Source organism: Klebsiella sp. 4_1_44FAA (assembly GCF_000238715.1).
In the GTDB taxonomy this organism is placed as follows: domain Bacteria; phylum Pseudomonadota; class Gammaproteobacteria; order Enterobacterales; family Enterobacteriaceae; genus Klebsiella; species Klebsiella pneumoniae.
Genome location: NZ_JH414808.1, coordinates 20,188 through 43,559, shown reverse-complemented (window position 1 = coordinate 43,559; position 23,372 = coordinate 20,188). Strand labels below are relative to the sequence as shown.

Here is a 23,372-nt window from a genome sequence, read left to right as displayed (position 1 = left end):
CCGTAAGACAACAATGTTAGGATGGATAGTGGTCGATAATGACGGTAACAAGCATGTTAGACAAAGTTTTGAAAATTGCCACACGGCAAAGCCCGCTTGCGCTATGGCAGGCGCAGTATGTTAAAGCGCGCCTGGAACAAGCGCATCCCGGACTGAAGGTCGAGCTGGTGCCGATGGTCACGCGCGGGGATGTCATCCTTGATACTCCGCTGGCAAAGGTGGGGGGCAAAGGCTTATTTGTGAAAGAGTTAGAGCTCGCCATGCTCGAAGGGCGCGCCGATATCGCCGTCCATTCGATGAAAGATGTGCCGGTGGAATTCCCGGAGGGCCTGGGGCTGGTGACTATCTGCGAGCGCGACGATCCGCGCGACGCGTTTGTCTCCAATCGCTATGCCTCGATTGACGAACTGCCGGCCGGCAGCGTCGTTGGCACGTCAAGTTTACGCCGTCAGTGCCAGCTGGCCGCCACCCGTCCGGATCTGGCGATCCGCTCTCTGCGCGGTAACGTCGGTACCCGGCTGAGTAAGCTGGATAACGGCGAGTACGACGCCATCATCCTCGCCGCCGCCGGCCTGAAGCGTCTGCAGCTGGAAGCGCGTATTCGCCAGCCGCTGTCGCCTGAGCAATCTCTGCCGGCGGTCGGCCAGGGCGCGGTCGGTATCGAATGCCGTCTTGATGATGCATGGACCCGGGGGCTGTTAGCGCCTCTCAACCATACGGAAACGGCGGTGCGCGTGCGCGCCGAGCGGGCGATGAACACCCGCCTCGAAGGCGGCTGCCAGGTGCCGATCGGCAGCTATGCGGAACTGAAGGACGGGGAACTGTGGCTGCGGGCGCTGGTTGGCGCTCCGGATGGTTCACAGCTGGTGCGCGGCGAACGACGCGGGCCAGCGGAACAAGCGGAAGCCCTCGGCATCTCGCTGGCGGAAGAGCTTCTGGATAATGGCGCCCGCGAGATTCTCGCGGCGGTTTATGATGGAGAAGCCCCGCGATGAGCATCCTGGTCACTCGTCCACTACCGCAAGGAGAAGCGCTGGTCAGCCGTCTGCGGGCCATGGGACGCGTGGCCTGGAGCTTTCCGCTGATAGAATTTACGCCCGGCAGGGAGCTTCCCGCGCTGGGCGATGCGCTTGCCCGACTGGGACCCGACGATCTGCTATTTGCGCTATCCCAGCATGCGGTGGAATTCGCCCATGCCCGTCTGCAGCAGCAGGGCCTGCTCTGGCCCACTTCTCCGCGCTATTTTGCCATTGGCCGCACGACGGCGCTGGCCCTGCATACGGTCAGTGGGCAGCATATCTATTACCCGTTAGATCGGGAAATTAGCGAAGTCTTGCTACAATTACCTGAATTACAAAACATTGCCGGGAAAAATGCGCTGATCCTACGCGGCAATGGCGGGCGGGAACTCTTAGGCGCGACGCTGACCGAGCGCGGCGCCAGGGTCACATTTTGTGAATGTTATCAACGTAGTGCAAAACATTACGATGGCGCAGAAGAAGCGATGCGCTGGCAATCTCGCGGAGTCACCACGCTGGTGGTCACCAGCGGCGAGATGCTGCAGCAGCTATGGTCGTTAATACCGCAATGGTATCGCGAACAGTGGCTCCTGCACTGCCGCGTTGTCGTTGTCAGCGAACGTCTGGCCCTTCAGGCCCGGGAACTGGGCTGGCAGGAGATTCAGGTTGCCGATAGCGCCGACAACGATGCGCTGCTACGCGCATTACAATAACTCTCAACATTGGAAGCCATAATGACGGAACAACAAAATCAATCCGCCGTGGTTGAAGAGACCAGGGAGGCCGTGGAGACCACACCACAGCCAGAGAACACTGAGAAGAAGAAGGCAGGCAATAAAACCAGCCTGGCGCTCAGCGCGATCGCTATCGCCATTGCGATAGCCGCCGGCATCGGCCTGTATGGCCTGAACAAACAACAGGCCACGCGGCAAAACGCAACTACCTCTGAATTAGCAAGCCAGGTCGCGGCGCTGCAAAAAGCGCAGGAAAATCAAAAAAGTGAACTGGAAGGTGTTATCAAACAGCAGGCCGACCAGCTAAACGAAGCCAAACATCAGCAGGAGACGCTGGCCAAACAGTTGGATGAGCTGCAGCAAAAAGTGGCGGTGATTTCCGGTAGCGATGCCAAAACCTGGCTGCTGGCCCAGGCCGACTTCCTCGTCAAGCTGGCGGGACGTAAGCTGTGGAGCGATCAGGATGTCACCACCGCCGCCGCGCTGCTGAAAAGCGCTGACGCCAGCCTCGCCGACATGAACGACCCAAGCCTCATCGGCGCCCGCCGGGCGATCACCGACGACATCGCCACCCTCTCCGCGGTAAGCCAGGTGGACTACGACGGCATGATCCTCAAGGTTAATCAGCTGGCGAACCAAATCGATAACCTGCGGCTGGCCGATAATAACGATGACGATTCGCCGATGGACGCTGATAGCGATGAGCTTTCCAGCTCTATCAGCGAATGGCGCGTCAACCTGCAGAAAAGCTGGCAGAACTTTATGGACAGCTTTATCACCGTGCGCCGCCGCGATGAAACGGCGGTCCCGCTGCTGGCGCCGAATCAGGATATCTATCTGCGGGAAAATATTCGCTCTCGCCTGCTGGTCGCCGCGCAGGCAGTTCCGCGCCATCAGGAAGAGACCTGGAAACAGTCGCTGGATAACGTCTCGACCTGGGTACGCGCCTATTATGATACCGATGACGCCACCACCAAAGCCTTCCTCGACGAGGTGGATAAGCTCAGTCAGCAAAGCATTACCATGACGGTGCCGGAAACGCTGCAGAGCCAGGCGTTGCTGGAAAAACTGATGCAGACCCGAGTGCGCAACCTGATGGCGCAGCCTGCCGTTACCGCGGGCGGCGCGCCTTCGCCCGCACCTGCTGCGCCGGCCGCCCCCGCTGCGCCGCAAGGAGAGTAACGCATGCTGAAAATTCTTTTACTCTTCGCACTGTTGATCGCCGGGATCGTGCTTGGCCCGATGATCGCCGGGCATCAGGGCTACGTCCTGATCCAGACCGATAATTACAATATCGAGACCAGCGTGACCGGGCTGGTGATCATCCTGATCCTCGCCATGGTGGTGCTGTTCGCCATTGAATGGCTGCTGCGCCGCATTTTCCGCACCGGGGCGCATACGCGCGGCTGGTTTGTCGGCCGTAAACGCCGTCGCGCGCGTAAGCAAACCGAGCAGGCGCTGCTTAAGCTGGCGGAAGGTGATTACCAGCAGGTTGAGAAGCTGATGGCGAAAAATGCCGATCACGCCGAACAGCCGGTGGTGAACTATCTGCTGGCGGCGGAAGCGGCCCAGCAGCGCGGCGATGAAGCGCGGGCCAACCAGCATCTGGAGCGCGCCACCGAGCTGGCGGGCGATGACCTGATCCCGGTGGAAATCACTCGCGTTCGCCTGCAGCTGGCGCGTAATGAAAATCACGCTGCGCGCCATGGCATCGATAAGCTGCTGGAAATTACCCCGCGTCATCCGGAAGTGCTGCGCCTCGCCGAACAGGCATACACCCGCACCGGCGCCTGGCAGTCGCTGCTGGACATCATTCCGTCGATGGCGAAAGCTAACGTCGGCGATGAAGCGCACCGCGCGGCGCTGGAACAGCTGGCCTGGGTTGGCCTGATGGATAAAGCGCTGGCCGATGGCGGCAGCGAAGGACTACGCGAATGGTGGCGCAACCAGAGCCGTAAAACGCGGGCGCTGGTGCCGCTGCAGGTGGCGATGGCCGAGCGCCTCATCGAGAGCGACGATCACGATACCGCGCAGCAAATTATCATTGATGGTCTGAAGAAACAGTATGATGACCGTCTGGTGATGCCGATCCCGCGTCTGAAGACCAATAACCCGGAACAGCTTGAGAAAGTGCTGCGCCAGCAGATCAAAGCCGTTGGCGACCGTCCGCTGCTGTGGAGCACCCTGGGCCAGTCGCTGATGCGGCACGGCGAATGGCAGGAGGCCAGCATCGCCTTCCGCGCCGCGCTTAAGCAGCGTCCGGATGCCTTTGATTACGCCTGGCTGGCGGATGTCCTGGACCGCCTGCATCAGCCGGAAGAAGCCGCCGCTATGCGCCGAGATGGACTGCTGCTGACGCTGCAGAATAATCCTCAGCCATAACCTGGCATGGCTATCGCCTCCTGCGGGGCGATAGCCCTTCTCCCCCGCCTTCACATTGACGGATCCCCGAAAGAAAAAAACGCCTGCGCTGAAATCAGGGCAGGCGTTAAAACAGGTCTGTTTGACAACAAATTGGGTGCTTCACTCAACGTAATGTCCATGGTGTTTGATGAGGCATAAATGCGACATCTGTCAGTGGACGATAAGCACCGTAAGAACGGCTCTGCATCATTCCGGAGTTTATGAGGCACGAAGGCGAACATAAGAGATGGAATGAGCATCTACCCGGTTATTATCGCACAGGATCCGGGGAAATTGCATCTACCACAGTGATGAATTGAGAGTTTTCCTGACGCGTATTCTTAAGCAAAGAGAAGATTTTTTATCAGCAAGATCAGAGAAATAAGAGATGGCGGACGGCAGCAGAAAACAAAAAACCCCGCCGAAGCGGGGTTCAAAATTGGTCGGCGAGAGAGGATTCGAACCTCCGACCCACTGGTCCCAAACCAGTTGCGCTACCAAGCTGCGCTACTCGCCGAAATACTGCTTTTTGAATTTTTAGTTCAATTCGTTAAAGTCGTGGTGCGAGGGGGGGGACTTGAACCCCCACGTCCGTAAGAACACTAACACCTGAAGCTAGCGCGTCTACCAATTCCGCCACCTTCGCAAATTCACAACTCTATCAAATAATGGGGTGGCTAATGGGATTCGAACCCACGACAACTGGAATCACAATCCAGGGCTCTACCAACTGAGCTATAGCCACCACTGCAAACCTTTTACGCGGTATTAAAACCACCGCAGCTCCAGCACCGGGTTAATGGTGCGCCCGACAGGATTCGAACCTGAGACCTCTGCCTCCGGAGGGCAGCGCTCTATCCAGCTGAGCTACGGGCGCTTAGCGCCGTTGCGGGGTCGGATAATACGGACTTCCTACCCCGCTGTCTAGTGCCTTTTTAAAGAAAATTATCGTTTGCTCATGCTTTGTTCGTTTTGACGGTTATTCAGCCGTATTATTGACTTGCCCCTGTCTTCCGAGGCCAAACACCTTATAAATCAGGGTGACGGCGGCCAGAAAAATAATGCCGACGAAGAGCGACATGCGGGTTTCATCATTCAGTCCCATCCCGACCAGCACGCAGATCAGGAAGGCCATCGTGAAATAGTTGGCCCACGGAAACAGCAGCGAACGGAACGGATGGCTGGCAATCGCCGCCTGATGCACGCGACGGAAACGCAGCTGACTAATCAGGATCACAAACCAGGGCACCATCCCCGGCAGGACGCTGGCGCTATAGACATAGACGAACACCCGCTGCGGATTAGGAATAATGTAATTCAGGCAGGAGCCCACCAGCAGGATCAGAATCGACAGCGCCACACCGACGGACGGAACGCCGTTGCGCGATACCTTACCGATCGCCGCCGGCAGCTGACGGTTCTTCGCCAGGGCGTACAGCATACGTCCGCAGCTGTACATTCCGCTGTTGCAGCCGGAAAGCGCTGCCGTCAGCACCACGAAGTTGATAATTCCCGCCGCCGCGGTAATACCGATTTTGGCAAACGTCAGTACGAACGGGCTGCCATTGGAGCCGATTTGATCCCACGGGAAGATAGTGACGATAACGAAAATCGCGCCGACGTAGAAAATCAGGATCCGCCACAGCACTTTGCCCACCGCGCTGCGCAGCGTCACCTGGGGGTTTTTCGCTTCACCTGCGGTAATGCCGATGAGCTCCACCCCCTGATAGGACGCGACCACGATACACAGCGCCGTCAGGAAGCCCTTCCAGCCGCCAGCAAAGAAACCACCATGTTCGGTGAGATTACCAAAACCGATGGAGTGGCCGCCGTTGCCAAAGCCGAAGAAAATGACGCCCAGACCCACGACGATCATCACGATAATGGTGGTCACTTTTATCATGGCGAACCAGAACTCGATTTCACCGTACAGCCGGACCGCCGCGAGGTTCGCCAGCGCCACCAGCCCCACGGCAATCAACGCCGGGATCCACTGCGCCATCTCCGGGAACCAGAACTGCACATAGACCCCGATGGCGGTAATCTCCGAGATCCCCACCGCCATCCACATAAACCAGTAGGACCACGCGGTCAGATAGCCGAAGAAGGGGCTCATATAGCGATGCGCATACACCGCGAAGGAGCCAGTGACAGGCTCAAGGAACAGCATTTCGCCCATTGAGCGCATAATGAAAAAGACGAACAGGCCAGCGATAATGTACGCCAGCAGCACGGAAGGCCCAGCCCATTTCAAGGTACTGGCCGCCCCCATAAACAACCCCACGCCAATCGTCCCGCCAAGGGCGATCAGTTCAATATGCCGGGCCTCCAGTCCACGCTGAAGCTCCGCTTTTTTCTCAGTCATATATCCTCTTGTGTTTGCCGTATTCCGGGTACTCCCGGTTATTGTTATTAACTGAAACCATAGCCTTGCCGACGCGCAGGTCTCCCCGGCGCGTATGAAGCCTGCGAATGGTTAATTAATTTTGCGGAAATGGCAAATAAAGTATCAGGCGAGTGAAGAGATTACACAGAATATGTATGCAAACTCGCCTGGTTGCAGTGGAATATCAGAGCTTACCGGAATAATGCCAACGTAAATAGCGCAGCAGACGGAACTGTCTTTTGATACGGCTCGGCTGCAAAAGCAGGCGATAGAACCACTCCAGCCCCAGATCCTGCCAGAACTTCGGCGCCCGATGGACGTGCCCGGTAAAAACATCGTAAGTGCCGCCGACGCCCATATACAGCGCGTGCGGATACAGGCGCCGGCAGTCGCGCATGAAGATCTCCTGGCGCGGCGACCCCATCGCGACGGTGACGATTTTCGCCCCGCTGTCGCGAATGCGTTCGAACAATGCCTGGCGTTGCTCAGGGGTGAAATAACCGTCCTGGCTGCCGACGATGTTCACCTGCCAGCGCTGACGCAGCCTGGATTCTGTCTGCGCCAGGACCTCAGGTTTACCACCAACCAAAAACACCGGTGTCCCTTCAGCGCCGGCGCGCTGCATTAACGCTTCCCAGAGATCGGCCCCGGCGACGCGGGATACCTGGGCCTGCGGGTATTTTTTGCGCAGCGAACGCACCACGCTGATGCCATCGGCATATTTAAACTCCGCCGCCTCAATCAGCGCCCGTACCTCCGGGTTATCCTCTACGGCCAGCATTTTCTCAGCATTAATGGCTACCAGCGTCCCCTCCCGGAGCGCGCCGTCGGCAAACAAATAATCCAGAGCGTGCTGCATATCGCGCCAGCCTATGAGCTGCAGCCCTCTTAACAGGTACAACGGCGCGGAAATGGTCCCAGTCATGTCCATCCTTCTCAGACTTGCGGTTGCGAAAGCGGTTTTACGCGCTTATGAATCAGTCCCACGCTATCCAGGAACCAGTACAGCAGTTTCGCCGCCAGCAAGCAGATACCAAAGATCACGAGGAAAAACACCACGCGGGAGCCGAACGAATCCAGCCCCTCGCGCGCCAGCACTATCATGTTGAAGATAGCGCCGAAACAGAAACTGTGCAGGATAGCCGCTTTATAGCGATTGCTCTCCCGGTTGCCCAGCTCATACAGCCAGTCGAACCATTTAATAATCAACCCTACCGCCACGGCGCCCAGCGGTACGAACCAGACGCCGCCCATCACCACCAGCGAGCCAATCAGCGTCGGCGAGATCGCCAGCCCCGAATGGTTTTTTAATACTTCCCAGGTAAAGTAGTTGGCGGTATTGAGCACCATCGTCGGGCGACCGTGCCACATCCAGCTGGGGATAAAGACGTAGAAGTCGCGGATCATCGGCGCCAGACCCTGGAAATCGATCTTGTCGTAGTTCTGCAGCAGCAGCGCCAGGTTCTCCCACGGTGAGAAGGTGTCGCGCGTGAGATACAGAAAGGTATAAAACGCTTCGTCGCCGCTGACGTTCATCCCGTAGCGCTTCAGCGCCAGCCAGAACATGCCGACAATACCCAGCACACCCGCCGCCGCCAGCATCCACAGGCTGATCCAGCCGCGAATAATACCGATGAACAGAAAGATGGCGAAGGCGATGATGATATTGGCGCGGGTCCCGCCGACGATGGCGTAGGTCAGCAAACCAAAGGCCACCGTGCTGACGAGGAAGAAGATCCACGCCTTATAATCCTGGCGCAGAAAATAGACCACCAGCATCGCCGGAATAAAGAAGTAAAAGAAGCGCTTCAACGCCACGCCGGACACTTCAGCAGAGAAAATCTGGCTGTAGGAGTTGAGCTTAAACAGCAGGAAACCGTTGTGGGCGAAGAAGATGCCGACGCACAGCAGCGCCAGCCCCATCAAAATGACCCACGCCAGATGGGTTTCCACCCGGTTCATGGTAAACAGCGGGCGATGCGCAACCTCACGCGATGCCGAACGCAGCCGCGTTTTATAGGTCACGTAGTAGACTGCGTAGAAGCACACCGCGATCAGCAGCGTCTGCAGCAAAATCTCCGGCGGCGCCACGCTGACGTCAAAGCGGAACACCAGAATACTGGTCAGCGGGAAGCCGAAGAAAAAGGTCAGCAGAAACAGCAACGAGAAAAAAACGTTGAAGTTAAAGCGTACCCGACGGAACTCAAACCAGGTGGCGGTGGCGATGAACAGCGTCGACAGCAGCCAGACCACCAGCAGCCCGCTAAATTGCATTAACGTCATGCCTGCCCCTCCGCCGCTAACCGTAGCGCCCGCCGCCAGCCCGTCAGATAGTTCGGCCGGAAGAAGGCGATAGCGGATTTATCCACGCTCGCCAGCTGACGCTGCGCTTCGCGCACCACGCTGACGTCCAGCGCGTCGCTGGTGAACAGCACCGGCACATGCTGCTCGGCCATATCCTGCCAGAACGGGTTTTCCCGATTGAGCACGCAGGGGATGCCCGCCTGAATCAGCAGACACAGGGTGCCGATCCCCTGCTGGCGGGCAAACAGAAAATAGCCCAGATCGCAGCGGCGCAGCAGCGCCAGATAATCATGAAACTCCAGCTTCTCGCTGAGGATCTGCAGATGCTCACCGCTAAACAGCGCCGCCCCCGCCTCGCGAACCTCATTGATATAGGCGTCGTTTTTCGCTGGATAGCCCATCGGCACGATGACGTTTACCGTATCGCCAAACTGCTGATGGATTGCCTTCAGCGCGGCAATATGTTCATTGCTGCGATCCCCGGAGTTGCCCACCAGAATAGTCAGGGTATCACCGCGCGGAGCGTTATCGGCCAGGGTATTCAGCGCCGGATCCATACGGGTCGGGAAGTAGAGCAGCTCGCCCGGGACGCGCGGATGGCGGTTAGCGAACCAGCTGAGATCGCCGCGGGTGGCGAAAACGCGCCCTACCCGCCCCTGCGCCATACGGCGCAGCGGATAGAACAGGCGAAACTTCAGGCTGGCAGAATTTTCATACAGATCCGCCCCCCAGATATGCCAGTTAAACTGCGACGGGCGGATGCCACCGCTCAACAACGCCAGCCACAGCCCGGTATTGAACTGGCCGTGGAAGAAAAAGCGCTGCTGGCGGTTGGCTTTCGCGGTAGCAATCACTGCCTGCGCCAGCGCCTTTTTCCCCGGATAACAGGTGACATCCAGCGCCGGATACCCATCACGCACGCTGGCCTCATCACCGACGATCATAAATCTCCTGGCCTGCGGGTCGGCGGCCAGTTCGTCGTTAAAGAACCGCAGTACGGTCTGGTTATGATGCGGGATATCCGATCCCAGTACATGTATCAGTGCTGTCATGCCCGTTTACGCCAGAGTAAAAACACGCCACTACAAAGGGCGAAATAAACAATATAAGTGGCCATATACGCCTGCGCCGCGCCAACCGCGCCGTGCGCCGGTATAAGCCAGTGTGAGAATGCGGTCAGCAGTGCGAACTGGCTGATTTCCGTCAGAATATAAAAACGCAGCGACGCTTTGGCGATCACCAGATAGCCATAGACGTAAGCGCCTACTTTTAAAACGTCGCCCACCAGCTGCCAGGCAAACAGGTCACGCATCGCGGTAAAGCGATCGGAAAACAGCAGCCAGATGGCAAAATCGCGCAGCAGCCAGACCGTCAGGCTCGCCGCCGCTACTGCCGGCAGGACGAATTTCAGCGACTTGACTATCTCGCGGGTGGTATCCGTTTTGGCGCTCAGCCGCGACAGCGTCGGCAGCAGATAGACGCTAAACGAGGCGGTAATAAACTGCAGGTAGGCATCGGAGATGCTGCTCACCCCCTGCCAGATCCCGACCGCCTCCCAGCCGTAATGCGCCGCCAGCAGATTACGCATCATCACATAGGCTACCGGCAGGGTCACCGAGGTTATCAGCGCCATCAGGGTAAATTTCGATAGCTGTCCCGCCAGACCGTTATCCCAGCGCGGACGCAGGGCGCTCAGCGGGATATTACCCCGCCGCCAGAGCATAATACCCGCCGGGACCACCACCAGCGCTGGAACTAACGCCAGCCCCAGCAGCGCGCCCTGATAGCCTCCCAACACGTAGCAAGCATAGTAAGCCGCCACGCCGATCAGGCTCCCGGCAATCAGCGAGAAGGCGTTACCCGCCGCATCGCGAAAGCCTTTCATCAGCGCCAGCAGGAAATTCGCCCAGGCGATCCCAATCTGCACCAGCGCCACCAGGCGTACCAGCCCCTGATAGTGCGTATGGCCGAACAGCCCCTGGCTTATCGGCGCCGCCGCCAGTAAAAATACCAGCGCCAGCAGGGTGGAAAAGCCAAGCACCATCGCCGACGAGGTGCCCACCACCTGCTTCAGGCGCGGGGGATCGTCGTGATGCTGCGCCACCAGCTTCGTGACGCCATTAAATATCCCGGCCCCGGCCAGCACGCCGAGTACGGTGACCAGTTGCCGGAAGTTACCAGCCTGGCCAACGCCCGCCGGCCCAAACGAGACGGCCAGCAGCTTGACGACCAGCAGACCGGCGCCGATTTTGACCAGCGTCGATGCCGCCGTCCACAGTGAGGCTTTTGCTAACGACATATCAGGAGAAGTAGCTCAGCAGCGAGTTAATCACCGTCCGCTGGTTCACCACAGACAGATTGTAAAACAGCGGCAGGCGTACCAGACGCTCGCTCTCCTGAGTGGTGTAGCGGTCTTCACCGCGGAATTCGCCGAACTGTTCGCCTGCCGGGCAGCTGTGCAGGGGAATGTAATGGAATACCGCGAGGATCTCCGCCTCTTTCAGCCAGGCGATCAGTCTGCTGCGATCCTCGATATCACGCAGCTTAATGTAGAACATGTGCGCGTTTTGCCCGCAGTCGGCCGGAACCGTCGGCAGTTCGATACGCCCGGCGCGCGCCAGCGGCAGCAGCGCATCATAGTAGTTCTGCCACAGGGCCAGGCGCTGCTGGTTGATGCGCTCCGCCGCTTCCAGCTGCGCCCACAGATAGGCGGCCTGCAGGTCGGACATCAGATAGCTGGAGCCAATGTCCCGCCAGGTATATTTATCCACCAGGCCGCGAAAGAACTGGCTGCGGTTGGTGCCTTTTTCGCGAATAATCTCCGCGCGTTCCACCAGCGTGCGATCGTTGATCAGCGTCGCCCCGCCCTCACCGCCGGCGGTATAGTTTTTGGTTTCATGGAAGCTGAAGCAGCCGATATGGCCGATGGTGCCCAGCGCGCGCCCCTTGTAGGTGGACATCACCCCCTGTGCGGCGTCTTCCACCACAAACAGGTTGTATTTGTCGGCGATGGCCATGATGGTGTCCATCTCGCAGGCTACGCCGGCATAATGCACCGGGACAATCGCCCGGGTTTTATCGGTGATGGCGGCTTCGATGAGCGTTTCGTCGATATTCATCGTATCGCGACGGATATCAACGAAGACGATTTTCGCCCCGCGCAGCACAAAGGCGTTGGCGGTGGAGACAAAGGTATAGCTGGGCATAATCACTTCGTCGCCCGGCTGGATATCCAGCAGCAGCGCGGCCATCTCCAGCGAAGCCGTGCAGGAAGGGGTCAGTAGCGCTTTTGCCGTGCCAAATCGCTGCTCCATCCACTGCTGGCAGCGGCGCGTAAAGCCGCCGTCGCCGCACAGCTTGCCGCTGTTCATCGCAGACTGCATGTAATCAAGCTCGGTTCCAACCACCGGCGGCGCGTTAAATGGGATCATGGGGGTCACCTGTATAGCCAGTAGGCGGTGCTTTCCACGTTAGCACCGCTAAGAATATAACGTTTAAGCGCGGCGGTGTTGCCCATCTGGGTCGCCACCCGCAGTGTAGAAAGTCCGCGCGAGGCGGCCCAGTACCGCGCCGCCTGCATCAACTGCGCCCCGGCGCCGCGTCCGGCCAGCAGGCCGATACGCGCTTCGGTCGCAGTGATCTGCCGCAGGGAGACAAAGGCGCGAATATCGCCCTCAGGATGGCGGTAAATCAGGCACTGATGATCGAAGGTGCCGCGCACCGCATTTTCAATCCACTGGGCATAGAAGCGGCCGCTGGCGTCGGCAGCGTACCAGGGAGCGCGAAAGCGGCTCATGGCAAATGCCTGCGCCGCCTGCTCGCGCAGTGGCGCAATATCCGCTTCCACGGCGACGTCTGCGCCGGCATCTGCAGGGCTGCCCACCGGCAGCGCCAGATCGACCTCACCTTCCACCAGCTGAAAACCCAGCCGCTGCAGCGCGTCCAGCCGGACGGTGTCGCTGGCGGCGATCTTCGCCTGCACTCGCGACCACCCCGCCAGCGCCTCAGGCGTCAGCCGCGGCGCGTGCTCGTCAAAGCGCACGATCGCGCTGTTCACGGCAAAGAAGCGGTTCTCCCACTCCAGGGGGTCAATACTGGCGCGGACGGGCACGGAGCAGATCCAGCAGATATTGGCCGTAGCCGGTTTTTTCCAGCCGCTTCGCCGCACGTTTGACGCCGTCGTCGTCCAGCCAGCCGTTACGCCAGCCGATCTCTTCCAGACAGGCGATTTTAAAGCCCTGGCGCTTCTCGACGGTCTGCACGAACATGCTGGCCTCGATCAGGCTATCGTGGGTGCCGGTGTCCAGCCAGGCAAAGCCGCGTCCAAGCAGTTCGACGGTCAATGCGCCATCCTCCAGATACATCTGGTTGATGGAGGTGATTTCCAGCTCGCCGCGCTCGGATGGCTTGACCCGTTTGGCATACTCCGTCACCTTGCCATCGTAGAAATAGAGACCGGTGACCGCCCAGTTCGACTTCGGCTGCTTCGGCTTCTCTTCCAGCGATAGCGCACGGAAGTTATCATCAAACTCCACCACGCCAAAGCGCTCAGGATCCATCACCTGATAGCCAAAAATCGTCGCCCCTTCCGTGCGGGCAGCGACGCTGCGCAGCTTCGGGCTAAAGCTTTGGCCGAAGAAGATATTGTCGCCTAACACCAGACACGCCGGTTCGCCGTTAAGAAAGGCTTCGCCGATGATAAACGCCTGGGCTAAACCATCCGGCGTCGGCTGTACGGCATAGTGCAGCGCAATGCCAAACTCTGAGCCATCGCCGAGCAGGCGCTGGAAATCACGTAGGTCGTCCGGCGTGGTGATAATCAGGATCTCACGGATCCCGGCCAGCATTAATACCGACAGCGGGTAGTAGATCATCGGCTTATCGTAGATCGGCAACAGCTGCTTCGATACGCCGCGGGTGATGGGATGTAGCCGCGTTCCGGAACCGCCCGCCAGAATAATACCTTTCATCATTCCCCCCAGAGATGATTAGCTTTGCAGCCCAAGACGCTCGCCCTGATAGCTTCCGTCCTGAACCTGACGCCACCAGGCCTCGTTCGCCAGATACCACGCCACGGTCTTACGCATACCGGAGGTGAAAGTCTCTGCCGGCGTCCAGCCCAGCTCGCGGGCAATCTTCGAGGCATCAATGGCATAGCGCAGATCGTGGCCCGGACGATCGGTAACGAAGGCGATCAGATCGCGATAGTGCGCCACGCCCTGCGGCTTATCCGGCGCCAGCTCTTCCAGCAGCTGACAAATGGTTTCCACCACCTCGATATTTTTCCGTTCGTTATGACCGCCGATATTGTAAGTTTCGCCCGGTTCGCCGCGGGTCGCCACCAGATACAGCGCTCTGGCGTGATCTTCCACGTACAGCCAGTCGCGGATCTGTTGTCCATTGCCATACACCGGCAGCGGCTTGCCCGCCAGCGCGTTAAGGATCGTCAGCGGGATCAGCTTCTCGGGAAAGTGATACGGGCCGTAGTTATTTGAGCAGTTGGTGATAAGCGTCGGCAGGCCATAGGTTCGCAGCCAGGCGCGCACCAGGTGGTCGCTGCTGGCTTTCGAAGCCGAATAGGGGCTGCTTGGCGCATAGGGCGTGGTCTCGGTAAAGAAATCATCGCTGCCGTGCAGATCGCCATACACTTCATCGGTGGAGATGTGATGGAAGCGAAACGCCGATTTTTGCGCCGTAGCCAGGGTATTCCACCAGCTACGGGCCGCCTCCAGCAGCGTATAGGTGCCCACGATATTAGTCTCGATAAACGCCGCCGGGCCGTCAATCGAACGATCGACATGGCTTTCCGCCGCCAGGTGCATCACCGTATCCGGTTGATGCTGACGAAAAATGCGATCCAGCTCGGCGCGGTCGCAGATATCCACCTGTTCAAAGGCGAAACGCGCATCCTGCGCCACCGGCGCCAGCGACATTAAATTGCCGGCGTAGGTCAGTTTATCCACCACCACCACGCGATCGGCGGTGTGCTGGATAATCTCCCGCACTACCGCCGAACCAATGAAGCCCGCGCCGCCGGTGACCAGAATGGTTCTCACCGCCACACTCCTTTGGTGTCGACGATAAACGCCTGGGTGACGCTATCGCCGCTAACGGCTTTAAATTGGTTATGATCGACCAACATCACCAGCACATCGGCGCTGGCCAGCGCCGCCTCAAGGGGCGCCAGCGTACACAGTCCATCGAGTTTCTTCGGCAGCGCGTGAATGTTGGGCTCAACCACCTGGGTCGTGCCGCTGTGCCAGCGGGCAATCTGCGCGGCAATTTCCATCGCCGGACTTTCGCGCAGGTCGTCAATATTCGGTTTAAAAGCGAGGCCAAAACAGGCGATCGTCAGTTCGCTGGCCCGCTTGTTGGTGGCATTCAGGCAGTCCGCCACCTGCGCTTTCACCTGTTCGATAACCCATTCCGGCTTGTGGTCGTTGACCTCGCGAGCGGTGCGGATCAGACGCGCCTGCTGCGGGTTTTGCGCCACGATAAACCATGGGTCGACGGCGATACAGTGGCCGCCAACACCCGGGCCCGGCTGCAGGATATTGACGCGCGGATGGCGGTTCGCCAGGCGGATCAGCTCCCAGACGTTAATCCCCTGGTCGGCGCAAATCAGCGACAGCTCGTTGGCAAAAGCGATGTTGACGTCGCGGAAGCTGTTTTCCGTCAGCTTGCACATCTCGGCGGTGCGCGAGTTGGTCACCACGCATTCGCCTTCAAGGAAGATTTTATACAGCTCGCTGGCGCGAGCGGAGCAGACCGGCGACATGCCGCCGATAACGCGGTCGTTTTTAATCAGCTCGACCATCACCTGACCGGGCAATACCCGCTCCGGGCAGTAGGCGATATTCACGTCCGCCGCTTCACCCACCTGCTGGGGGAAGCTAAGATCCGGGCGCATCTCCGCCAGCCACTCGGCCATCTGTTCGGTCGACCCGACCGGTGAGGTGGACTCGAGGATCACCAGCGAGCCTTTCTTTAACGTCGGCGCAATGGATTTGGCGGCCGACTCGACAAACACCATATCCGGCTCGTGGCGATCTTTAAACGGCGTCGGCACGGCAATCAGGTAAGCATCCGCCTCCACCGGGGTGGTGGTGGCGCTTAAATACCCCTGCTCGACCGCGGTCTTCACCACGCTCGCCAGATCTGGCTCCACGATATGAATCTCTCCACGGTTAATGGTCTCCACGGCATGTTGATTAACATCAACGCCGACCACCCGCTTCTGCCGGGAGGCGAACGCGGCAGCGGTTGGCAGCCCGATATAGCCAAGGCCAATCACTGAAATGGTAGAAAAACTCATAGCGTTACCTGATTATTTTTAAGTGCAGACAAAATGCGACGACATGCTTCGCCATCGCCATAGGGATTATGCGCGCGGCTCATCGCCTGGTATGCAGCATCATCCTCCAGCAGTCGCGTCACTTCCGCGACGATGCGCTGGCTGTCGGTGCCCACCAGACACACGGTGCCGGCGGCCACCGCTTCCGGACGTTCGGTCATATCGCGCATGACCAGCACCGGCTTACCCAGCGAGGGGGCCTCTTCCTGAATGCCGCCGGAATCGGTCAGGATCAGCCAGGCGCGATCCATCAGCCAGACGAACGGCAGGTAATCCTGCGGTTCAATCAACATCACATTGTCAATATGACCAAGAATACGATTCACCGGCTCGCTGACATTAGGATTCAGGTGAACCGGATAGACAATCTGCACCTCAGGGTGGGTATGGGCTATCTCGGCCAGCGCCTGGCAGATCTGTTCAAAACCGAGCCCAAAGCTTTCCCGCCGGTGGCCGGTAACCAGAATCATCTTTTTACCGTGGCTGATGAAAGGATAGCGCTGCAGCAGGGTCTCCCGTAGCGCTTCATCACCCAGCACCCGATCCCGCACCCAGAACAGGGCGTCAATGACCGTATTCCCGGTGACCGTGATCCGACTGTCGGCAATATTTTCCCGTAGCAGGTTCTGCCGCGAGGTTTCCGTGGGGGCGAAATGGTATGTCGCCAGATGGCCGGTCAACGTACGGTTGCCTTCTTCCGGCCACGGCGAACTTAAATCGCCGGTGCGCAGGCCGGCCTCTACGTGACCCACCGGTATCCGCTGGTAAAACGCCGCCAGGCTCGCCGCCATGGTGGTGGTGGTATCGCCATGCACCAGCACCACGTCGGGTTTAAACGACTCCAGCACCGGCTTCAGCCCTTCAAGGATGCGACAGGTGATCTCGGTCAGCCCCTGCCCCGGCTTCATGATGTTGAGATCGTAGTCCGGGACAATAGAGAAAAGTTTCAACACCTGATCGAGCATCTCCCGATGCTGCGCGGTCACGCATACTTTCGCCTCAAAATGAGGATCCTTTGCCAGCGCATGGACCAGAGGCGCCATCTTGATGGCTTCCGGCCTCGTGCCAAATACAGTTAGTACTTTCACATCGATTCTCTTCGATTAGGCGATGAAGGTCATCTGCCCTTCACCACAGGCCGCAATCACAGGACACGACGACGCGATAACGCCACGCCTGCGCCGATGAGCGCACCCACAATCCCCCACATCACCATCAGAAATACACGGCGCGGGCTATCGCGTTTTACAGGTTCTTCTGGCGTCCGCAAATACCGGTAAGTCTGAAAACGCGGATCTAACGTTGGACCGACGTTCAACGTGCTCAGCATGGCGCGGTTCTGGTCGTAATCGAGGTCATATTCCGGCCCGACGGCCTGCAGGTTTTCCAGCCTGGCCTGCAGCATCGGCCTGCCCAATAAAAATAGCTCTGAATCCGGCAACTGATCGGCAGGAACATCCGTTTCGCTACGTGAAATATTGTGCTGCTGAGCCACCTTCAGCGCCTGCTCCACGCTGTGCGTCCGGCGGTTGAAGATGGCCTCGGCCACCTCTTCCTGGCGCTTCACCTGCGCCTTCATCTGCACCGTCCGCGCCGCCCAGGCGCCTTTAAGTTCGTCGTTAAGATGGCCTGCCGCCCGCTGGCTGGCGAAGGCCACATACTGACGCAACAGATTATTGGCATCCTGCCCGGTCTCGGCGGTCAGTTTGACGCTGTCGTTAATGCTCTTGGCCGCATCGCCTGGCATAAACTGGATATTGTTAATCAGGTCATCCAGCATCGCCGCATCAGCGCGGGCATTACCCGACTGACGCTGCTTGTAGTAGTCCGTTTGCAGCCAGAAATCGCGCCGGGTATCCCAGGAGGCCAGCTGCATGATGAACTCTTTATACGCTTCATCCATGGCGGAAGGCTGGTCGACCGAGGCGAGGTCGGCTTTAATGTCCAGATTGCGTAAGAACTGCTGTTGGGAATAGTATCCCCCCAACATATTGACAGTAGGCCGATCGGTGATCGCCGTGGCGCTCCACTCCTGGCGAGCAAAGAAGGTGTACACCAGCACGATGGCGGCGAAGAGTACGGCGCCGCCGACTATCCAGCCTTTTCCTGCCCATAAAGCGCGAAACAGCCCGCGAATATCCAGCTCGTTCTCAACGTTCACTGCTTGTGCTCCCGGTAATGGTTGAGTCATCACATCCCCAGCTCTACTTGGTTAGTTTCGGATTATTGCCGCTGTGTCGCCGAATTCTGCGTCTGATGCGCTTAACCAGGCGCGCCACTTTCCAGGCGCGCTTAATACAGTAGCCATAAAGAAAGAAGGCTACCAAAAAGAGAATTAACATCACCCATTCCGGCACAATGCGGGTGTATTCCGCCACGACGCCAACCAGCGCCAGCAGGGCGGCGGCCAGGGTAATCAGGACAAACGCCTGGCGGGAAGTAAACCCGGCGCGCATGATCAAATGATGAATATGCTGACGGTCCGGTGAGAAAGGACTCATGCCTTTGCGCAGGCGGCGATACATAATCGCCACCATGTCCATCAACGGGATAGCGATAATCCACAGCGCGGTCACCGGGCTAATGGGATGCGTTTTACCTTGCGTGGTTTCCAGCAGGATCCAGATGATGGTGAAGCCAATCATCGTGCTGCCGGCGTCACCCATAAAGACTTTATAGCGGCGGCCGAGGGCGCCAAGATTGAGAAGAATATAGGGTAGAATGGCGGCGATCATCGCGAAACACCACATCGCCAGGCTGTACTGACCATCAAACCAAAGGATAATCCCGGTCGCCGCAAAAGAGACCGATGACAGTCCGCCGAGCAGGCCGTCGATACCATCGACCATGTTGAACGCATTGATAGCGGCCCAGACGGCAAACAGCGTCAGGAAGAAGCCGAAGGGCCCCAGCACCAGTTCCCACGAGCCAAAAATAAAGCCCAAACTACTCAGATGCAGATTCCCTGCCATCATCATAATCACGGCGATCGCGGCCTGAATGACCGCGCGAATTTTCACGCTGATGTCGAAGCGATCGTCAAGCGCGCCAACCAGCACCAATACCCCCGCGCAGGCCAGATACAGCGAGGCGTGAGGAATATAATAATCGGCGATGGCGAAAGTGAAACAGATACCTGCATAAACTGAGATACCACCGACCAACGGAATCAACCCCTGATGCCGTTTGCGATAGTTGGGTTTATCCACTAACCCGATCTTTTTTGCCACTTTCCGCGCGACAAAAATAAAGAGGGTCGTGAATAAGAAAATACTGATTAATTCAGTAATAGCAGTGAGTAAATTCACAACGCATGTGCTCTCAGCATAGTTAATCCGGGAAGTATAGCGATGATGCCCCAACTCCAGAAGGGGAAAAGCAGAACATTACAAATTTATTGTATAGATTTTAGTCTGTTAAAGCTGTCTCCGCCTGCTATCCGGCGCCATTATACGACAACTTTCGTCCCGCTTTCTCTGTCTCTGGATCATACAAACCCAAAAATGAAAACGCCACGCAAAGGCGTGGCGTTTTTGGCTTTTTTTACCTTACGAGCGCTTCATCATATCGAAGAAGTCATCATTCGTCTTGGTCATTGCCAGCTTATTGATGAGGAATTCCATCGCATCAATCTCACCCATCGGATGGATAATTTTGCGCAGGATCCACATTTTCTGCAGCTCTTCCTGAGTGGTAAGCAGCTCTTCTTTACGGGTACCGGAACGGTTGTAGTCGATAGCCGGGAAGACGCGTTTTTCAGCAATCTTACGAGAGAGGTGCAGTTCCATGTTACCGGTGCCTTTAAACTCTTCGTAGATAACTTCGTCCATTTTGGAACCGGTGTCGATCAGCGCCGTGGCGATGATGGTCAGGCTACCGCCCTCCTCGACGTTACGTGCCGCACCAAAGAAACGCTTCGGACGGTGCAGGGCGTTGGCGTCCACACCACCGGTCAACACTTTACCGGAAGCCGGAACCACGGTGTTGTAGGCACGCGCCAGACGGGTAATAGAGTCGAGCAGGATGATAACGTCTTTCTTGTGTTCAACCAGACGTTTCGCTTTCTCAATAACCATCTCGGCAACCTGCACGTGACGGGATGCCGGCTCGTCAAAGGTGGAAGCAACCACTTCACCTTTCACCAGACGCTGCATCTCGGTCACTTCTTCCGGACGTTCGTCGATCAGCAGTACCATCAGGACACAGTCCGGGTGGTTGTATGCGATGCTCTGCGCGATGTTCTGCAGCAGCATGGTTTTACCGGCTTTCGGCGGCGCGACGATGAGGCCACGCTGGCCGCGGCCAATCGGGGAGGCCAGATCCAGTACGCGAGCGGTTAAGTCTTCGGTAGAACCGTTACCACGCTCCATACGCAGGCGAGAGTTCGCGTGCAGCGGCGTTAAGTTCTCGAACAGGATCTTGTTACGCGCGTTTTCCGGCTTGTCGTAGTTAACTTCGTTAACTTTCAGCAGCGCAAAGTAACGTTCACCCTCTTTCGGAGGACGAATCTTACCGGAAATGGTGTCACCAGTGCGGAGGTTGAAACGGCGGATTTGGCTGGGGGATACGTAGATGTCGTCAGGGCCGGCGAGGTAGGAGCTGTCTGCGGAGCGGAGGAATCCAAATCCATCCTGCAGTATCTCCAGTACGCCGTCGCCAAAGATATCTTCGCCACTCTTCGAATGCTGCTTGAGGATGGCAAAAATAATATCCTGCTTACGCATACGAGCCAGGTTTTCCAGCCCCATATTTTCGCCGAGAGTAATCAGCTCAGAAACCGGCGTATTCTTTAATTCGGTAAGATTCATAGTGGTGTGGGTTCTTAAACTCGGGGTAAATCTCGAACTTAATGTTGTGAATGGTATGGCAGGAACTTCCATGCCTGTTAACGGCCTTCATCTCGTGTCTGTACGTTGCCTGGTCACAGGAAAGAACGCAGAACTGAAACGACTAGACGGAATGAGTGAAAAGCCCGGAATTATTAGCTTCACGCGCATTTATGCGGGATGCTTCGGGTAAAACAAGATTCAAACAAGGTATGTTTAAAACGAAGTCTGTGGATTAACTTAGCACGACTCCAGCCGGGCGTCCAGAGTTCCGCAAAAAATAGGAATCTGGACGCCGGAACAGCAATTCGCTTACGCCAGGTTAGCGTCGAGGAACTCTTTCAGCTGACCCTTGGACAGTGCGCCAACTTTAGTGGCCGCCACTTCGCCGTTTTTAAACAGCAGCAGGGTTGGGATACCGCGAATGCCGTATTTCGGCGCAGTGCCCGGGTTCTGGTCAATGTTCAGCTTAGCTACGGTCAGTTTGCCCTGATACTCTTCAGCGATCTCATCCAGAATCGGGGCGATCATTTTGCACGGACCACACCACTCTGCCCAGAAATCGACGAGGGTCAGCCCGTCAGCCTTGAGTACGTCCGTGTCAAAACTGTCGTCAGTCAGGTGAATAATTTTATCGCTCATATTTAACTCCACAGGAATAAGCCTGGTGTGTTGGTGTCGTAGCCATCAACGACGCGCTGCGGCTACGTTATGCACGCTATTCTTCAGGATACCTCAATTCTCTGGCCTGCCAACTGGCGCAATCCATCATGGACTCGCCTGTTGACGCCAGGGTGCCCGAACGCGAACTGCATGCTGCAGATTTATCGCTCCCGACTCGCTTAGTAGTCTAAGCTATTCTGGATTCGTTCAGTTACCGTAGACGTACCTTGAATAATTTCGTACACCGCCAACGAAAGGTTGACGTTATTTCACCGGATACGCTTTCTTAATGCAATAGTTAGCTGATATTCTACCACACTATGAGCAAAACACATTTAACAGAACAGAAGTTTTCCGACTTCGCCCTGCACCCGGCAGTCATTGAAGCCCTTGAAAAGAAAGGGTTTCATAATTGCACACCCATTCAGGCCCTCGCCCTTCCGCTGACGCTGGAAGGCCGCGATGTCGCCGGGCAGGCGCAAACCGGTACCGGTAAAACGATGGCGTTCCTGACGTCAACGTTTCATTATCTTCTCTCTCACCCGGCTATCGCCGATCGCCAGGTTAACCAACCGCGCGCGCTGATTATGGCGCCGACGCGTGAACTGGCGGTACAGATCCACGCCGACGCTGAGCCACTGGCGCAGGCCACCGGTCTGAAGCTGGGTCTGGCTTACGGCGGCGACGGCTACGATAAGCAGTTGAAAGTGCTGGAAAGCGGCGTCGATATTCTGATCGGTACCACTGGTCGTCTGATCGATTACGCGAAGCAGAACCACATTAACCTCGGCGCCATTCAGGTTGTCGTGCTGGACGAAGCCGATCGCATGTACGATCTCGGCTTTATTAAAGATATCCGCTGGCTGTTCCGCCGCATGCCGCCGGCCACTCAGCGCCTGAACATGCTGTTCTCCGCGACCCTTTCTTATCGCGTCCGCGAACTGGCGTTCGAACAAATGAATAACGCCGAGTACGTTGAAGTCGAGCCGGAACAGAAGACAGGCCACCGTATTAAAGAAGAGCTCTTCTACCCTTCCAATGAAGAAAAAATGCGCCTGCTGCAGACGCTGCTGGAAGAAGAGTGGCCCGATCGCGCCATCGTTTTCGCCAATACCAAGCACCGTTGCGAAGATATCTGGGGCCATCTCGCCGCCGACGGCCATCGCGTAGGTCTGCTGACCGGCGACGTGGCGCAGAAAAAACGTCTGCGCATTCTCGAAGAATTTACCCGTGGCGACCTCGATATTCTGGTCGCGACCGATGTTGCCGCCCGTGGCTTACATATTCCGGCCGTGACTCACGTCTTTAACTACGATCTGCCGGACGACTGCGAAGATTACGTTCACCGCATCGGCCGTACCGGTCGCGCTGGCGCCAGCGGTCACTCCATTAGCCTCGCCTGCGAAGAGTATGCGCTGAATCTGCCGGCGATCGAAACCTATATTGGTCACTCAATTCCGGTCAGTAAGTACAACCCGGACGCGCTGATGACCGACCTGCCTAAGCCGCTGCGTCTGACCCGTGCGCGCCCAGGCAACGGCCCGCGCCGTAACGGTCCACCGCGCAATCGTCGTCGTTCAGGTTAAGAGATCTATGCCATACGCTCAGTCATTCAGAATCTGCCAGGGCGACCTTCCTCTGGCGACCCGCTCAGTGATGTGGATCGGGCCTAAGCGCCCCGCC

20 protein-coding genes and 4 tRNA genes are annotated in these 23,372 nt (G+C 57.6%); 5 read left to right on the top strand and 19 right to left on the bottom strand.

Annotated elements, in window-relative coordinates; genetic code table 11:
- Positions 1-53: 53 nt before the first annotated feature.
- Genes hemC through hemY form a run of 4 tightly spaced genes read left to right on the top strand, consistent with a single transcriptional unit; the run spans position 54 to position 4,135 of the window.
- Positions 54-995: a hydroxymethylbilane synthase gene (hemC, locus tag HMPREF1024_RS02400; protein WP_002883381.1), complete on the top strand. Its 942-nt coding sequence runs from the start codon at positions 54-56 to the stop codon at positions 993-995.
- Positions 992-1,732, top strand: a complete 741-nt coding sequence (hemD, locus tag HMPREF1024_RS02405; RefSeq protein ID WP_009309749.1) for a uroporphyrinogen-III synthase — start codon at positions 992-994, stop codon at positions 1,730-1,732. Before hemC ends, hemD begins: the two co-directional genes overlap by 4 nt.
- Positions 1,733-1,753: 21 nt before the next feature.
- Complete coding sequence (hemX, locus tag HMPREF1024_RS02410; RefSeq protein ID WP_004150429.1) at positions 1,754-2,935, top strand: uroporphyrinogen-III C-methyltransferase; 1,182 nt, start codon at positions 1,754-1,756, stop codon at positions 2,933-2,935.
- A gap of 3 nt (positions 2,936-2,938) precedes the next feature.
- On the top strand, positions 2,939-4,135 hold the full coding sequence (hemY, locus tag HMPREF1024_RS02415; RefSeq protein WP_004152054.1) for a protoheme IX biogenesis protein HemY: 1,197 nt from the start codon (positions 2,939-2,941) through the stop codon (positions 4,133-4,135).
- Between the two features lie 461 nt (positions 4,136-4,596).
- Here hemY and HMPREF1024_RS02420 read toward each other — a convergent pair.
- From HMPREF1024_RS02420 to trxA, 19 genes are all read right to left on the bottom strand, one after another.
- Positions 4,597-4,673, bottom strand: a tRNA-Pro gene (locus HMPREF1024_RS02420).
- A gap of 42 nt (positions 4,674-4,715) precedes the next feature.
- Positions 4,716-4,802: transfer RNA gene (locus HMPREF1024_RS02425), tRNA-Leu, on the bottom strand.
- 23 nt (positions 4,803-4,825) lie between these two features.
- Positions 4,826-4,901: transfer RNA gene (locus HMPREF1024_RS02430), tRNA-His, on the bottom strand.
- A 55-nt stretch (positions 4,902-4,956) separates the two neighbouring features.
- A tRNA-Arg gene (locus HMPREF1024_RS02435) sits at positions 4,957-5,033 on the bottom strand.
- 102 nt (positions 5,034-5,135) lie between these two features.
- On the bottom strand, positions 5,136-6,521 hold the full coding sequence (locus tag HMPREF1024_RS02440; RefSeq protein ID WP_002883322.1) for an amino acid permease: 1,386 nt from the start codon (positions 6,519-6,521) through the stop codon (positions 5,136-5,138).
- A gap of 205 nt (positions 6,522-6,726) precedes the next feature.
- Complete coding sequence (gene wecG / locus HMPREF1024_RS02445) at positions 6,727-7,467, bottom strand: lipopolysaccharide N-acetylmannosaminouronosyltransferase (protein WP_004181648.1); 741 nt, start codon at positions 7,465-7,467, stop codon at positions 6,727-6,729.
- An 11-nt stretch (positions 7,468-7,478) separates the two neighbouring features.
- Entirely contained in the window at positions 7,479-8,825 is a 1,347-nt protein-coding gene (wzyE, locus tag HMPREF1024_RS02450; RefSeq protein WP_009309748.1) for an ECA oligosaccharide polymerase, read from the bottom strand.
- On the bottom strand, positions 8,822-9,898 hold the full coding sequence (locus HMPREF1024_RS02455) for a TDP-N-acetylfucosamine:lipid II N-acetylfucosaminyltransferase (protein WP_004146501.1): 1,077 nt from the start codon (positions 9,896-9,898) through the stop codon (positions 8,822-8,824). Before HMPREF1024_RS02455 ends, wzyE begins: the two co-directional genes overlap by 4 nt.
- The gene (wzxE, locus tag HMPREF1024_RS02460; RefSeq protein ID WP_009309747.1) at positions 9,895-11,145 is read right to left on the bottom strand and encodes a lipid III flippase WzxE; all 1,251 of its coding nucleotides are present in this window, start codon (positions 11,143-11,145) and stop codon (positions 9,895-9,897) included. The genes HMPREF1024_RS02455 and wzxE overlap by 4 nt, the downstream gene beginning before the upstream one ends.
- 1 nt (position 11,146) lies before the next feature.
- Positions 11,147-12,277, bottom strand: coding sequence for a dTDP-4-amino-4,6-dideoxygalactose transaminase (gene rffA, locus HMPREF1024_RS02465; RefSeq protein WP_002883310.1), 1,131 nt, complete (start codon positions 12,275-12,277; stop codon positions 11,147-11,149).
- Positions 12,278-12,282: 5 nt separating this feature from the next.
- Positions 12,283-12,957 carry a dTDP-4-amino-4,6-dideoxy-D-galactose acyltransferase gene (gene rffC / locus HMPREF1024_RS02470; RefSeq protein ID WP_004146507.1) on the bottom strand — a complete coding sequence of 225 codons (675 nt, stop codon included), beginning with the start codon at positions 12,955-12,957 and terminating at the stop codon, positions 12,283-12,285.
- Positions 12,935-13,816, bottom strand: coding sequence for a glucose-1-phosphate thymidylyltransferase RfbA (rfbA, locus tag HMPREF1024_RS02475; protein WP_002883307.1), 882 nt, complete (start codon positions 13,814-13,816; stop codon positions 12,935-12,937). The genes rffC and rfbA overlap by 23 nt, the downstream gene beginning before the upstream one ends.
- 18 nt (positions 13,817-13,834) lie before the next feature.
- Complete coding sequence (rffG, locus tag HMPREF1024_RS02480) at positions 13,835-14,902, bottom strand: dTDP-glucose 4,6-dehydratase (protein ID WP_009309746.1); 1,068 nt, start codon at positions 14,900-14,902, stop codon at positions 13,835-13,837.
- A complete protein-coding gene (wecC, locus tag HMPREF1024_RS02485) occupies positions 14,899-16,161 on the bottom strand; it encodes a UDP-N-acetyl-D-mannosamine dehydrogenase (protein ID WP_004181644.1) in 1,263 nt (420 codons plus the stop codon). The genes rffG and wecC overlap by 4 nt, the downstream gene beginning before the upstream one ends.
- Positions 16,158-17,288 (bottom strand): non-hydrolyzing UDP-N-acetylglucosamine 2-epimerase, encoded by a 1,131-nt coding sequence (wecB, locus tag HMPREF1024_RS02490; protein WP_002883297.1) that lies wholly within the window; start codon positions 17,286-17,288, stop codon positions 16,158-16,160. The genes wecC and wecB overlap by 4 nt, the downstream gene beginning before the upstream one ends.
- Before the next feature lie 56 nt (positions 17,289-17,344).
- Positions 17,345-18,391, bottom strand: a complete 1,047-nt coding sequence (wzzE, locus tag HMPREF1024_RS02495) for an ECA polysaccharide chain length modulation protein (protein ID WP_002883296.1) — start codon at positions 18,389-18,391, stop codon at positions 17,345-17,347.
- A gap of 13 nt (positions 18,392-18,404) precedes the next feature.
- Positions 18,405-19,508, bottom strand: coding sequence for a UDP-N-acetylglucosamine--undecaprenyl-phosphate N-acetylglucosaminephosphotransferase (gene wecA / locus HMPREF1024_RS02500; protein ID WP_002883295.1), 1,104 nt, complete (start codon positions 19,506-19,508; stop codon positions 18,405-18,407).
- A gap of 240 nt (positions 19,509-19,748) precedes the next feature.
- Positions 19,749-21,008, bottom strand: a complete 1,260-nt coding sequence (gene rho / locus HMPREF1024_RS02505; RefSeq protein ID WP_002883293.1) for a transcription termination factor Rho — start codon at positions 21,006-21,008, stop codon at positions 19,749-19,751.
- 330 nt (positions 21,009-21,338) lie between these two features.
- Positions 21,339-21,668 carry a thioredoxin TrxA gene (gene trxA / locus HMPREF1024_RS02510; RefSeq protein ID WP_002883224.1) on the bottom strand — a complete coding sequence of 110 codons (330 nt, stop codon included), beginning with the start codon at positions 21,666-21,668 and terminating at the stop codon, positions 21,339-21,341.
- Positions 21,669-22,009: 341 nt separating this feature from the next.
- On the opposite strand from trxA, the gene rhlB reads away from it, so the two are divergent.
- Positions 22,010-23,275, top strand: coding sequence for an ATP-dependent RNA helicase RhlB (gene rhlB / locus HMPREF1024_RS02515; protein WP_002883222.1), 1,266 nt, complete (start codon positions 22,010-22,012; stop codon positions 23,273-23,275).
- Positions 23,276-23,372: the final 97 nt, after the last annotated feature.